The organism is Novosphingobium sp. BL-52-GroH, from assembly GCF_044813085.1.
In the GTDB taxonomy this organism is placed as follows: Bacteria; Pseudomonadota; Alphaproteobacteria; order Sphingomonadales; family Sphingomonadaceae; genus Novosphingobium.
Map to the genome: position 1 here is coordinate 2,930,659 of NZ_CP171152.1, position 13,225 is coordinate 2,943,883.

Consider the following 13,225-nt stretch of genomic DNA (forward strand, 5'->3'; position numbering starts at 1 on the left):
AACATTCCGCCTTTTATGGTCGAACAGCAAAGCATCATCGAACCGCTGCAGGCGCCCCGGCATTTCATGCCCCCGTCCGCGCGCGAGCTGCGTTCTCAGGCCGTCTACCGATTGCAGATCGGCCTGTTCGGCCTTTGCGCGATGCTCCTCATCGTGGGGCTTGCGAACGTGATCCGCGACCGCTTGCGCCTCGCCGATACGCAGGACCCGATCCAGCAGGTCGTCGCGGTCGACGCCAAGCCGACCAAGACCGCGAGCGATCCGCTCGCCGACATCGGCGTCATGCCCGCCGCCGACCCGAGCCCGACGCCGTCGCCGGCCGCAGACCCCTCGGGTGATCCGGGTGCGCCCGCCACGCCCTAGGCCCGTCCTTTCCCGGCTGGTCCTGCTCGCCGCCCTTGCCCTTGCCCTTGCTGGCTGCGGCAGGGGAGATACGGCGCCGGCGCCGCGCGGCGAAACCTTCGGGCTCTACTCCAGCCTGCCCATCGCCTGGAACGAGAGCGCCGACATCCGTGGCCAACTGGCCGACGAATCGCCACCGCACTGGGCGCTGACGGCCCTGCGCGAGCGCGGCCGGGTGGTTCCGCTCGATACGCTCGCGCCGCTGCGGCTTCCCAGCGACGGCGTGCTGATCCTCGCCCAGCCGCGCCCCCTGACCCCCCAGGAGAACGTCGCGCTCGACGCCTGGGTGCAGCAAGGCGGGCGAGTGCTGCTGCTGGCCGATCCGATGCTCACCGCCCATTCCCTGTTCGGCCCCGGCGATCCCCGCCGCCCGCAGGACATGGCGATGCTCTCGCCGATCCTCGGCCGCTGGGGGCTTGCGCTGGAATTCGACGAGGAGCAGCCGGCGGGCGAGCACGCCATTCGGCTGCCCGAGGGGAACGTCCCGGTAAACCTGCCCGGCCGCTTCCGCCTTTCCGGGAATTTCGGGGAAGCGGCGCAAACGGGGAAATCCGGGGGCGCGGTCGCCCACTGCCGTCTGCAGGCGGAGGGGATGCTTGCCGACTGCAAGGCCGGAAAGGGCCGCATCGTGGCGCTTGCGGACGCGGCACTCCTGGAAAATCCCGAAGATTCCGCCGAGGTCCCCGGGCGCCAGGTGATTCTGGCCGGATTGCTAGATCGCTTGGCCCTCCCGCCGGTTTCGGAGAGGTGACGGGGATGGGCGGCATGAAATCGGGGATCGGTGGGGATCGGCCGTGCCGTCCCGAAATTTTTATAAGATTCAACAGTATTGTGCGATTCTTGGCACCTAAGATCTTCTCCGGATAAGGGCCGTCCTGGGCGAGGAAATAGCGGCGCAGTGGATAAATTCCCGCCTATCCCCATATTTCCCTTTAATCACCACATTTCCCGATATAGAAGAACGGTCAATCGGAATGGCTGAGTCTCGCCGTGTCTCGTGGAGGCGCGGAACCCGAGTGCGCGCGTGCGTGGTCGGGCGAGGGTCGGTCTTGTCCGGGACGGTCACCTATCAAGGCGAAAACAGGCGGACATGGCGGGGCAGCCATTCATTTACAGCGGGCAGGGCTTTTCGCTTCTACGCGACAAGAACCGCTTCGTGCTGCCCAACGTCCTGCGCTCGACCGTGCGCGAATCGAGCGGCACCCGCGACGTGCTGCTGCTCGCCAAGCATCCCGAGTGGAAGTGCCTCGTCGGTTTCGGCCAGTCGCGCGTCGACGAGTTCGAGGCGCAGCTCGAAGCCGAGCAGGCGCGTGCCGATGCCGCCGGCCGCCCCTTCAATCGCGACAAGCGCGCGATGCAGCTCTACAACTTCCAGCAGGTGCCGTTCGACGGCAGCGGCCGCTTCACCATGCCCGAGGCGCTCGCCAGCCTCGCCGCGCTGGACGATCAACTGTTCTTCCAGGGCATCGGCCGCACGATCCTGATCTGGAATCCGCAAGAACTCTACAAGCTCGCCGACGATCCCGAGTTCGAGGCCGCCATCGCGACCTGCCGCTCGCTGCAGGACGCCGAGCTGGCAAAGGCGAAGAAGAAGTGAGTTCCCCCCAGCAGCCCCATATTCCCGTGCTCCTTGAGGAGGTGGTCGCCGCCCTGAACCCCCGGGGCGGCGACCTCATCGTCGATGCGACGCTGGGCGCCGGTGGCTATACCCGCCGCCTGCTCGACACGGGCGCGACGGTGCACGCCTTCGACCGCGATCCCGACGCCATTGCCGCGATCGAGGGAAATCCGGGGAAATGGCCCGAACTCGCCGAAAATCCCCCGCGCCTCGTGTTGCACGCCCGCCGCTTCTCCGAAATGGTCGAAGGGTTGGCGGACGTGGGGGTCGATCGGGTTGACGGCGTGGTGATGGACATCGGCGTGTCCTCGATGCAGCTCGACCAGGCTCAGCGCGGCTTCGCGTTCGGTTCCGACGGTCCGCTCGACATGCGCATGAGCCAGGACGGGTTCTCCGCAGCGGACTTCTGCAACGAGGCCGACGAGGCGGCGATCGCCGACGTGCTGTTCCTTTATGGCGAAGAGCGCCAGTCGCGCCGGGTGGCCCGCGCGATCGTCGCCGCGCGTCCGCTGAAGACGACGGCCGAGCTGGCCCGCGCGGTGCGCAAGGCGCTGGGCTACAACCCGGCCTACAAGGGCAATTCGGCGCCCAAGGACCCGGCCATCCGCACGTTCCAGGCGATCCGCATCCATGTGAACGGCGAACTGGACGAACTCGACGCCGGCCTCGGTGCCGCGGAGACGCTGCTGCGCGAAGGTGGGCGCCTGGCGGTCGTGACGTTCCACAGCCTCGAGGATCGCAAGGTCAAGCGCTTCCTGCGCGATGCCAGCAGCGCCGGCCAGTCGACCTCGCGCCACCTGCCGCAAGCTGCCGGCGCGCCGGTGCCTTTCGAGGGCGTCGGCAAGGCCGTGCGTCCCGGCGAGCATGAGCTTTCCGTCAATCCGCGTTCGCGTTCCGCCACCCTGCGCAGCGCCGTCCGCACCGCCGCTCCCCCCCGAAACCCTGTTGGGACCCCCAACCACAGGAGTGCCGCATGAACTTCACCAGTGACCGTATCCGCTCGATCGGCTGGGTTTCCGTACTGGTGGTGTGCGGGGCGATGACGATCGGCCTCACGCTGCGCGTCAACGCGGTCAAGAGCCAGGTGCACGACACCGAGAAGAAGATCGTCTGGGTCAAGCAGGACATCGACTTCCTCGAAACCGAGTTCCAGACTCGATCCAACCAGCAGGCGCTCAAGCAGCTCAACGACCTCGAGTTCGGCTACAAGGCACCGATGGCCGGCCAGTACATCGAGGGCGAGCGCCAGCTTGCGGCCCTGGGCGCGGCTGCCGGTCCGGGCGCGCCGCAGCCGATCCGCTACGCCAATGCCGAGAAGCCGGAAGGCGAGGGCGGCTCGCTGCTGGCGATGGTCTCGCCCGTGACCGGCGCGACCGCCGCGGCGCTGCCGGAAGCGGACAAGCCGGCGAAGGGCCGCGATCCCGAGCGCGAGGCGATCGCGCGCGACGCGGCCGCCATCGGCAAGCGGCTGGCCCGCATCGAAGTGGCGGAGGCTGCCCAGCAGTGAACGCGCAGACCTTTTCGTTCGGGACGATACCGACGACGGTCTCGACCGGACGGCGCAAGCTCGTCAACGTGCGCCAGCGCTCGCTGCTGGTGGCGAAGCTGCGTACCTTGTGGATTCTGGGCGTCTTCGTCCTCGTCACGGTCTGCGCGCTGGGCCGCATCACCTACCTCGGCTTCACCGGCGTCACCCCGCGTCACGGCGAGTTGGGCGACCTGCTGATCCCCAATCGCGGCGAGATCGTCGACCGCAACGGCGTTCCGCTGGCGCGCGATTTCCGTGTCTATTCGCTGTGGTTCAACCCCAAGGCGATGACCGAGGGCTCGTCGCTGATCCAGACGCCCGAGCAGGTCGCCGCGCGCCTCGTCGCGATCTTCCCCGACCTCGACCGCGACGAGCTGATCGCCCGCCTGCGCGCCGGCAAGCCGTGCTACTTGCGCAAGTCGATCCTGCCCGAGGACGCCAACAAGGTCCACGCGCTTGGCGAGCCGGCGCTGGAGTTCCCGCTGGAAGCGACGCGCTTCTACCCGCAAGGGTCGATGACCGCGCATGTCCTGGGCTACGTCGACAGCTACGGCCACGGCAAGGTCGGCATGGAGCAGGCCTTCAACGACCAGCTCATCAGCCCTGAAGGCCGTGCCAGTTCCTCGGTGCTGTCGATCGACTTTCGCGTGCAGAGCGCGCTGGAGGACGAACTCGCCCGCGCCATGCAGCTTTCCAAGGCCAAGGGCGCGGCGGGTGTGGTGCTCGACGTCGACACCGGCGAAATCCTCGCGCTGGCCTCCCTGCCCTCGTTCGATCCCAACCACGTCAAGCCGACCGACATGGTGATCTCGGCGGAAGAAGCCCGCCAGGGCGACGTGCCCCACGGCTTCAACCGCGTGACCAACCAGGTCTACGAACTGGGCTCGACCTTCAAGCCGATCACGGTGGCGTCCGCGATCGATGCCGGCGTCGTTACCGACATGGGCAAGCAGTGGCCGGCGACGCCGCTCCACGTCGGCCGCTTCACGATCCACGACCTGCACAACTACGGTTCCTCGCTCAACGTACCCGAGACGCTGATCCATTCGTCCAACACCGTCACCGCGCGCATCGCCGACGAACTGGGCGGAGTGCGGCTCAAGAAGACAATGGAAGCGCTCGGCATGAACGAGCGGCCGCACGTAGAGCTTCCCGCCAAGGGCTTCCCGATCTGGCCGAGCGGCGAATGGCCGCGCCTGCGCACGATGACCGTGGCTTACGGGCACGGCATCGCGGTGACGCCGCTGCATCTGGCCTCGGCCTATGCGGCGCTGGTCAACGGCGGGCTGTGGCGCCCGGCGACGCTCAAGAAACTGGACGCGTCGCAGGTCCCGGCAGGTCGTCGCGTGTTCAAGGCCTCGACCAGTGCGCGCATCCGCCAGTTGCTGCGCATGATCGTGCAATACGGCACCGGCCGCAAGGCCGATGCGCCGGGCTTCCGCGTCGGTGGCAAGACCGGCTCGGCCGAAAAGCCGGGCGTGGGCGGCTATCGCAAGTCCTCGCTGATCGCGACCTTCGCCGCCGCCTTCCCGATGGACAAGCCGCGCTTCGTCGTCATCTCGATGATGGACGAGCCGCAGGGCACCCAGGCGACCTCGTTCCAGCGCACGGCCGCCTGGAACGCCGCGCCGGTGATCCAGCGCGTCGTGCCCCGCATCGGGCCGCTGCTGGGCGTGATGCCTGATGAAACGCGCGACATCGACATCACCGACCTCAAGCCGCTGGTGCCGCAAGGGAGCGACGGAGAATGAAGCTTTCCGCCATCTGCTCCGCCGCCGGGCTCCCTCCGGTGGCGACGGACGCGAACGTCACCGGCTTCGCGATCGACAACCGCAAGGTCGCGCCGGGCACCGTCTTCGGCGCTTTCCGGGGCACGAAGTTCAACGGCGAGGACTTCATCGCCGCCGCCGTCGAGGCCGGGGCGGTGGCGGTCGTCGCCCATCCGGACGCGCATGTCGAAGGCGTGATCCACTTCGCCGACGAGGAGCCGCGGCGGCTGTTCGCGCACCTTGCCGCGCAGTTCTTCGCTCCGGTGCCCGAAACGCTGGTGGCCGTTACCGGCACCAACGGCAAGACCTCCACCGTCGAGCTGACCCGGCAGTTGTGGCGCATGGCCGGGCATCGCGCCGCCTCGATCGGCACGCTGGGCGTCACCACCAGCGACGAGAGCATTTCGACGGGGCTCACCACGCCCGACATCGCGACCTTCCTCGCCAACCTCTCGGGCCTCGCGCGCGAAGGCGTCACGCACGTCGCCTACGAGGCGTCGAGCCACGGCCTGTCGCAGTTCCGTATCGAAGGGCCGCGCGTGCTCGCCGGAGCCTTCACCAACCTGAGCCGCGACCACCTCGACTATCACGAGACGATGGACGCGTATTTCGCCGCGAAGATGCGTCTGTTCGACGAAGTCGTGGTTGACGGCGGCACGGCGGTCGTCTGGGCCGACGACGCGTGGTCGGACAAGGCGATCACGCATGCGAAGGCGCGCGGGTTGAAGCTGTTCACGGTCGGCGAGAAGGGCGCGGACATCCGTCTGCTCGGCCGCACTCCCACCGGGCTCGGGCAGAAGCTGGAGATCCAGCACGCCGGGCAGAAGCGGGTCATCGACCTGCCGCTGATCGGGGCCTACCAGGCCGCCAACGTGCTCGTCTCGGTCGGGCTGGTGCTGGCGACGGGCGGCGATGCGAACGCGACGTTCGATGCGGTCAAACGCCTCGTGACGGTGCGCGGGCGGATAGAGCGGGCCGGGGTCACCGCATCGGGCGCGCCGGTCTACGTCGACTACGCGCATACGCCCGATGCCCTGGAAGCGGCCATCGCGGCGCTGCGTCCGCATGTCGCGGGGCGGCTGATCGTGGTCTTCGGTGCCGGTGGCGACCGGGACCAGGGCAAGCGGCCGGAAATGGGCCGGGCGGCGAGCGAGGGGGCAGACCTCGCCATCGTCACCGACGACAATCCGCGCGGGGAAGATCCCGCCGCCATCCGCGCCATGGTTCTGGCGGGAATGGCGGGCAAGGGCAGGGAGCCCGCGCGGGAAGTGGGCGACAGGCGGGAGGCCATCGGCGCCGCCATCGCCGAAGCGGGCGTGGGGGACATCGTCCTCATCGCCGGCAAGGGGCATGAACAGGGGCAGATCATCGGCAGCGGCGACACCATGCGCGTCCTGCCATTCGACGATGTCACCGTGGCCAGGGAAATGGCTGGCTCGCTGGGAAGGTAGAACGACGATGGTAGCTGTTGCCCGGATACTCGACTGGCCGCTCGATGCAGCCGAGGACAACCAGCAGGTCCTGTGGGACGCCGCCTCCATCGCGCGCGCGGTGAAAGGCACCGCCAGCGCGGACTTTACCGTGTCCGGCGTCGAGATCGACAGCCGCGACGTGCAGCCCGGCGACCTGTTCTTCGCGCTCAAGGGCGAGGCGATGGACGGCCACCGCTTCGTAGAGATGGCCTTCGCCAAGGGCGCTGCCGCGGTGGTCGTCGACCGTCCGGTCGATGGCCCGCACATTCTCGTGGCCGACACCATGGAGGCGCTCGAACGCCTTGGCGCCGCGGCCCGCCTGCGCGCGCGCGGCCCGGTGATCGGGGTCACCGGATCGGTCGGCAAGACGGGCGTGAAGGAGATGATCTTCTCTGCCCTCGACCGCTCCAGCCGGGGCGATGCGCATCGTTCGGTCAAGAGCTACAACAACCACGTCGGGGTGCCGCTGAGCCTCGCGCGCATGCCGGGCCGGTCGCGCTTCGGCGTGTTCGAGATGGGCATGAACCACGCCGGCGAGATCGCCGCGCTGACCCGCCAGGTTCGCCCCCACGTCGCCGTCATCACCACGATCGCGCCTGCGCACATCGAGATGCTCGGCTCCGAGGAAGCCATCGCCCGCGCCAAGGCGGAAATCTTCCAGGGGCTCGAGGAAGGCGGCACCGCCGTCATCCCGGTCGACAGCCCGCACTATGGCGCCTTGCGCGAAGCGGCGCTGGCCTGCGGGGCGCAAATCGTCTCGTTCGGCAAGGCCGCCGACGCCGACGTGCGGCTGCTCGATACGGTGCCTGCGATCGGTGGCGGTTCGCTCGTTACCGTCGACATGGGCGATCGGCGGGTCTGCTACACCGTCGCGGCGCCGGGCGAGCACCAGGTCATCAACTCGCTCGCGGTCATGGCCGCAGTCCGCGCGGTCAAGGGCGACCTCGGTGCCGCCGGGGTCGCGCTCGCCGAGATGGGCGGCATGGCCGGGCGCGGCGCCCGGATCGAGATCGACGTCGAAGGTGGCGAGCCCGATGCCGATGGCCACCGCAAGGCCCTGCTGATCGACGAAAGCTACAACGCCAATCCCGCCTCGATGCGGGCCACGCTGGCGCAGCTCGGGCGCACCCCGGCGCAGCGCCGGATCGCCGTTCTCGGCGCGATGAAGGAACTGGGCAGCCACGGCCCCGACTACCACGCCGCACTGGCCGCGCCGATCCGCGAGGCGGCGGTCGACTATGCGGTGCTGGTAGGCGACGAGATGGGCGCTTTGGCGGCGGAATTGGGGAAATCCCAAGGCGCGGAGCTTGGCAAATCCGTGCCCTTCGCGCATTGCCCGAGTGTGCGGGAAGCTGTCGAAACCTTGCGCGCGTTCGGCCTGCGACGGGATGATGCCATCCTCGTCAAAGGCTCGAATTCGGTGGGTCTAGCCGCTCTCGTAACGGCGCTAAGCAAGCAGGAAGGGTAGGGGTCAAACCCCGCAAGATGTTGTATCTCATCGCAGAATGGTTCCACTACGAGGGACTTGCAAACCTCTTCCGCTACCAGACGTTCCGTTCGGGCGCGGCGCTGATGACAGCGCTGGTGATCGGCCTGATTATCGGCCCCAAGTTCATCAACATGCTGCGAATCCGCCAGGGCAAGGGCCAGCCCATCCGCGAGGACGGCCCGCAGACCCATCTCGCCAAGCGCGGCACGCCGACCATGGGCGGGCTGATGATCCTGACCTCGCTGGTCCTGACCATGCTGCTGTTCATGGATATGACGAACCCGTTCGTGTGGGCCTGCGTGGCTGTCACGGTGGGCTTTGGCGCGATCGGCTTCCTCGACGACTACGACAAGGTGACCAAGCGCCACCACGCCGGCCTTTCCAGCAAGCTGCGGCTTCTGCTCGAATTCATCGTCGCCGGCATCGCCTCGTACATCATCGTCAGCCAGCTCAACACCAACCTCTACGTGCCGTTCCTATCGGGTCGCTACATACCGCTGGGGCCGCTCTACTACGTCTTCGCCGCCGTGGTGATCGTCGGCGCAGGCAACGCGGTGAACCTCACCGACGGGCTCGACGGCCTGGCGACGATGCCGGTCATCATCGCGGCGGGCACGTTCGCGATCATCTGCTATCTCGCGGGCCGCGTCGACTATGCGACGTACCTGGGCATCCCGCACGTTCCGCGCGCGGGCGAACTGGCGATCTTCTGCGCCGGGATCATGGGGGCGGGCCTTGCCTTCCTGTGGTTCAACGCCCCGCCCGCCGCCGTGTTCATGGGCGATACCGGCAGCCTCGCCCTGGGCGGAGCACTGGGCTGCATCGCCGTCGCGGCGCATCACGAGATCGTGCTCGCCATCGTCGGCGGCCTCTTCGTGCTCGAGGCGGTCTCGGTCATCATCCAGGTCTTCTGGTTCAAGCGCACCGGCCGCCGCGTCTTCCGCATGGCCCCGATCCACCATCATTTCGAGCAGAAGGGCTGGCATGAATCGACCGTGGTGATCCGTTTCTGGATCATCTCGATCGTGCTCGCAGTGCTCGGTCTCGCCACGCTGAAGCTGCGATGAGGCCAAAGAGATGAGGATCGGCGCATGATCGTCTCCCCCATCTTCGCCGGCAAGCGCTACGCCGTCCTCGGGCTTGCCCGTTCGGGGCTGACGGCGGTCGCCACGCTGGTGGAGAGCGGGGCGCACGTCATGGCCTGGGACAGCCGCGACGAAGCGCGCCAGTCGCTGTGCGAGTGGACCGACTGCGGCAAGGTGGAGCTGGCCGACCCGGTCTCGGCCGACCTCACCGGCTACGACGGGGTGGTCGTGTCGCCCGGCATCCCGCTCAATCGCCACCCCATCGCCGAAGCCGCCGCACGCTCAGGCGTGCCGGTCATCGGCGACATCGAACTCTTCGCGCTGGCTCGGCCCCACCTGCCGGCGCACCGTGTCGTCGGCATCACCGGCACCAACGGCAAGTCGACCACGACCTCGCTGGTCTGCCACCTGCTCGAATGCGCCGGCGTGCGTGCGCGCGCCGGCGGCAACATCGGCGTGCCGGTCCTCGGCACCGAACCGCTTCCGGCCGGCAGCGTCTACGTGCTCGAACTGTCGAGCTACCAGATCGACCTCACCCGCAGCCTCGACTGCGAGGTAACGGCGCTGCTCAACATCACCCCCGATCACCTCGACCGCTACGAAGGGTTCGAGGCCTATGCCGCGTCCAAGGCGCGCCTGTTCGCGATGCAGGGCAGGGCCGGTCACGCCATCTTCGGCACCGGCGACCGGGAAACCCGCGCCTTCGCCCATATAGAGGCCGCGCAGCGCGCGCCGGGGCTGGTACGCATGGTCGACGGGGGCGACCTTGCCCCACTTCAGAAGGAATGGCCTTCGCTGCAGGGCCCGCACAACCTCCAGAACGCCGCCGTCGCCGTCGCGATCGTCGAGGCGCTGGGGGTGAAGAAGGCGCAGTGGCGCAAGCACTTACGCACTTTCAGCGGCTTGCCGCACCGCATGGAGCGCGTCGCCGAGGCGAACGGGGTCACTTACATCAACGACAGCAAGGCGACCAACCCGGCCTCCACCGCGCCGGCCATCGCCGCCTTCCCGCCAGAGCCTAATCCCCGCATCCACTGGATTCTGGGCGGGCTGCCCAAGGGCGACAACCTCGACGAGTGTGTGCCGTTCTTCGGCAACATCGCCGCCGCCTACACCATCGGCGATGCCGGCCCGCGTTTCGCAGAGATCCTGGCGCCGCACGTCCCCGTCCACAACTCCGAGATGATGGCCGAGGCGATCCGCGAGGCGATGGCTGCCGCGAAACCCGGTGACGTCGTCATGCTCTCGCCCGCCTGCGCCAGCTTCGACCAGTTCCGCGACTACGAAGCGCGCGGGCAGGCCTTCCGCCAGATCGTCGAGGCGCTCCTCGCACCCGATGAGGGGACCGCCTGATGGCCACCATCGCCCCGAACCCGGGCGGCGCCGCGTCGCAGCGCTACAACCGCAACCGGCGCAGCCAGCTTGCGATCTGGTGGCAGGAGATCGACCGGCCGACGCTGGTTCTCGTGCTGGTCCTCATGGCGATCGGCGCCGTGGCCGTGGCGGCGGGCTCCCCCGCCAGCGCCCGCCGACTGTCGACGGCGGCGGAAAAGCTTTCCCCGCTCCACTTCTTCTACCTGCACATGCGCTGGCAATTGCTGGGCCTGGTGGCGATGTTCTGGACATCGAGCCTGAGCAAGGACAACGCGCGGCGCTTCGGCATCCTGCTCGGCGGGGCGATGCTCGTCGCACTGGTGCTGGTGCCGCTGGTCGGTTCCGAAGTGAACGGCGCCAGGCGCTGGCTGCGCTTTGGCATCTCGCTGCAACCGTCCGAATTCCTCAAGTGCGGATTCCCGATCCTGTTGGCGTGGATTCTGTCCTGGCGCGCCCGCGATCCGAACATTCCGGTGGTCGGCATCTGCTTCGGGCTCATGGGCCTGCTGGCGGGGCTGCTGATGTTGCAGCCGGACTTTGGCTCGACGATGCTGTTTTCCGGGGCTTTCCTCGTCCTGATCCTGCTGTCGGGGATCGATCTGCGGCGCATTGGCATGTTCTTCGGGGTCGGCATTGCCGGCCTCGTCCTCATGTATTTCACGTACGACAACGGCCGCAACCGCATCGACAACTTCCTGTTCGGCGGCACCGCGTTCGACCAGGTGGACCTGGCCCAGCGCACGATCCTAAACGGCGGCTGGACGGGCCTCGGATTCTGGATGGGCACCCGCAAGCTGGCACTGCCCGAGGCGCATACCGACTACATCTTCTCGGTCATCGGCGAGGAGTTCGGCCTCATCGCCTGCATGATCATCGTCGTGCTCTACCTCGCGATCCTGACCCGGGTGATCCTGCGGCTGGTGGAGGAGGAAGACCTGTTCACGGTACTCGCGGCCTCGGGCTTCGCGGCGCAGTTCGGCGGGCAGGCGTTCATCAACATCCTCGTCAACCTGCAGCTGTTCCCTTCCAAGGGCATGACCCTGCCGCTCATCAGCTACGGCGGCTCGTCCACCGTCGCGATGTGCCTGAGCATGGGCTTGCTGCTCGCCGTCACCCGGCGCAATCCCTTCATCAAGCGTGAGAAGTTTTCCCTGCGCGCTATCGGAGACATTCACCCATGAGCCGGCACCAATGAGCCTGGTCTCGCGCCACTATGTCCTCGCTGCGGGCGGGACGGGCGGACACCTCATTCCGGCCTTCGCACTCGCCGCCGAGTTGCACGCGCGTGGCCACCACGTCGCGCTGGTAACCGACGAGCGCGGCGCCGCGATCCCCGGCAAGCCTGATTACCTGCCCGCCCACGTTCTGCCGCCGGGCCGCATCGCGGGCAGGAACCCGCTCGGCTGGCTCAAGGGTGCCAAGGGCGTGCTCGAAGGCCGCCGCATGGCGCTGCGCCTGTTCGCTACCTTCGAGCCCACCGCCGTCGTCGGTTTCGGCGGCTATCCTGCGCTGCCCACGCTGCTGGCGGCGCGCGCGGCGAAGCTGCCGACCGTGCTGCACGAGCAGAACGCGGTGCTGGGCCGGGTGAACCGCTATTTCGCCAAGCGCGTCGACGCCATCGCCACCTCCAGCGAGCGGACCGACCGGCTCGATCCCTCGCTCGACGCCAAAGTGACGCTGGTGGGCAACCCGGTGCGCGAGGAAGTGCTGACCCTGCGCGACCAGCCTTTCCCCGAGTTTTCCGAGGACAGCCTTTTGCGCATCCTCGTCACCGGCGGCAGCCAGGGCGCGCGGGTGCTCTCGCAGATCGTGCCCGAGGGGCTGGCGATGCTGCCGCCCGCGCTTCGCTCGCGCCTTCAGGTGATCCAACAGTGCCGGCCCGAGGATATCGAGGGCGTGCGCCAGCGCTACGCCGCGCACGGCATCCCGGCCGAACTTGCGACGTATTTCGAGGACATGGCAGATCGGCTCGCGGGGGCGCACCTGTTCATCGGCCGCTCGGGCGCTTCGACCATCGCGGAACTCACTGCTGTCGGCCGTCCCGCGATCCTCATACCGCTGCCTTACGCGACCGACGATCACCAGACCGCCAATGCCCGCGAGATCGTTGCGGCAGGCGGTGCGCGGGTCATTCGCCAGCCCGCGATCACCACCGAGGAGCCCGACGCCTACAAGGGCGACAAGCGCAATGCGCTGCTCTCCAAGCAGTCGGAAATCCACCAGCAGATGGCTAAGGATTTGTGCCTACAGATCCAAGCCATCGCCCAGCATCCCGATACGCTGGCGAACGCGGCCCATGCGGCGTGGAACTGCGGCTATCCCAACGCGGCGAAGGATCTCGCCGATCTGGTCGAGAGCTTCGGCGCGGCACCAATCATGGACGTGATCCGCATGGAAAAGGCCACAGCGCCGCAAGGCGGCGAGGCCTTGGCGCGGGAGATGGCGCCGTGATCCGGTGTAGCGCTGCCTGGCCTTCGTCCAGCCTGGA

General features: G+C 68.0%; 12 protein-coding genes. All 12 read left to right on the forward strand.

All coding sequences use genetic code 11. The features are described 5' to 3' along the window. The first annotated feature begins 15 nt into the window (after window positions 1–15). Complete coding sequence (locus ACFFDA_RS26785) at window positions 16–363, forward strand: hypothetical protein (protein ID WP_404480298.1); 348 nt, start codon at window positions 16–18, stop codon at window positions 361–363. Then, window positions 335–1,153: a DUF4350 domain-containing protein gene (locus ACFFDA_RS26790; RefSeq protein ID WP_404480299.1), complete on the forward strand. Its 819-nt coding sequence runs from the start codon at window positions 335–337 to the stop codon at window positions 1,151–1,153. Before ACFFDA_RS26785 ends, ACFFDA_RS26790 begins: the two co-directional genes overlap by 29 nt. 339 nt (window positions 1,154–1,492) lie before the next feature. Then, entirely contained in the window at window positions 1,493–1,999 is a 507-nt protein-coding gene (locus ACFFDA_RS26795; RefSeq protein ID WP_404480300.1) for a division/cell wall cluster transcriptional repressor MraZ, read from the forward strand. Continuing rightward, window positions 1,996–2,997 carry a 16S rRNA (cytosine(1402)-N(4))-methyltransferase RsmH gene (gene rsmH, locus ACFFDA_RS26800; protein ID WP_404480301.1) on the forward strand — a complete coding sequence of 334 codons (1,002 nt, stop codon included), beginning with the start codon at window positions 1,996–1,998 and terminating at the stop codon, window positions 2,995–2,997. The genes ACFFDA_RS26795 and rsmH overlap by 4 nt, the downstream gene beginning before the upstream one ends. After that, entirely contained in the window at window positions 2,994–3,527 is a 534-nt protein-coding gene (locus tag ACFFDA_RS26805; RefSeq protein WP_404480302.1) for a hypothetical protein, read from the forward strand. Before rsmH ends, ACFFDA_RS26805 begins: the two co-directional genes overlap by 4 nt. Next, a complete protein-coding gene (locus ACFFDA_RS26810; RefSeq protein WP_404480303.1) occupies window positions 3,524–5,299 on the forward strand; it encodes a peptidoglycan D,D-transpeptidase FtsI family protein in 1,776 nt (591 codons plus the stop codon). Before ACFFDA_RS26805 ends, ACFFDA_RS26810 begins: the two co-directional genes overlap by 4 nt. After that, window positions 5,296–6,768 (forward strand): UDP-N-acetylmuramoyl-L-alanyl-D-glutamate--2,6-diaminopimelate ligase, encoded by a 1,473-nt coding sequence (locus tag ACFFDA_RS26815; protein WP_404480304.1) that lies wholly within the window; start codon window positions 5,296–5,298, stop codon window positions 6,766–6,768. Before ACFFDA_RS26810 ends, ACFFDA_RS26815 begins: the two co-directional genes overlap by 4 nt. Window positions 6,769–6,775: 7 nt before the next feature. Continuing rightward, a complete protein-coding gene (gene murF, locus ACFFDA_RS26820) occupies window positions 6,776–8,257 on the forward strand; it encodes a UDP-N-acetylmuramoyl-tripeptide--D-alanyl-D-alanine ligase (RefSeq protein ID WP_404480305.1) in 1,482 nt (493 codons plus the stop codon). Between the two features lie 17 nt (window positions 8,258–8,274). Next, window positions 8,275–9,345, forward strand: coding sequence for a phospho-N-acetylmuramoyl-pentapeptide-transferase (gene mraY / locus ACFFDA_RS26825; RefSeq protein ID WP_404480306.1), 1,071 nt, complete (start codon window positions 8,275–8,277; stop codon window positions 9,343–9,345). 24 nt (window positions 9,346–9,369) lie between these two features. After that, entirely contained in the window at window positions 9,370–10,716 is a 1,347-nt protein-coding gene (gene murD / locus ACFFDA_RS26830) for a UDP-N-acetylmuramoyl-L-alanine--D-glutamate ligase (RefSeq protein WP_404480307.1), read from the forward strand. Further along, complete coding sequence (locus tag ACFFDA_RS26835; protein ID WP_404480308.1) at window positions 10,716–11,918, forward strand: FtsW/RodA/SpoVE family cell cycle protein; 1,203 nt, start codon at window positions 10,716–10,718, stop codon at window positions 11,916–11,918. Before murD ends, ACFFDA_RS26835 begins: the two co-directional genes overlap by 1 nt. Window positions 11,919–11,928: 10 nt before the next feature. Continuing rightward, on the forward strand, window positions 11,929–13,188 hold the full coding sequence (murG, locus tag ACFFDA_RS26840; RefSeq protein WP_404480309.1) for an undecaprenyldiphospho-muramoylpentapeptide beta-N-acetylglucosaminyltransferase: 1,260 nt from the start codon (window positions 11,929–11,931) through the stop codon (window positions 13,186–13,188). The last annotated feature ends 37 nt before the right edge of the window (window positions 13,189–13,225 follow it).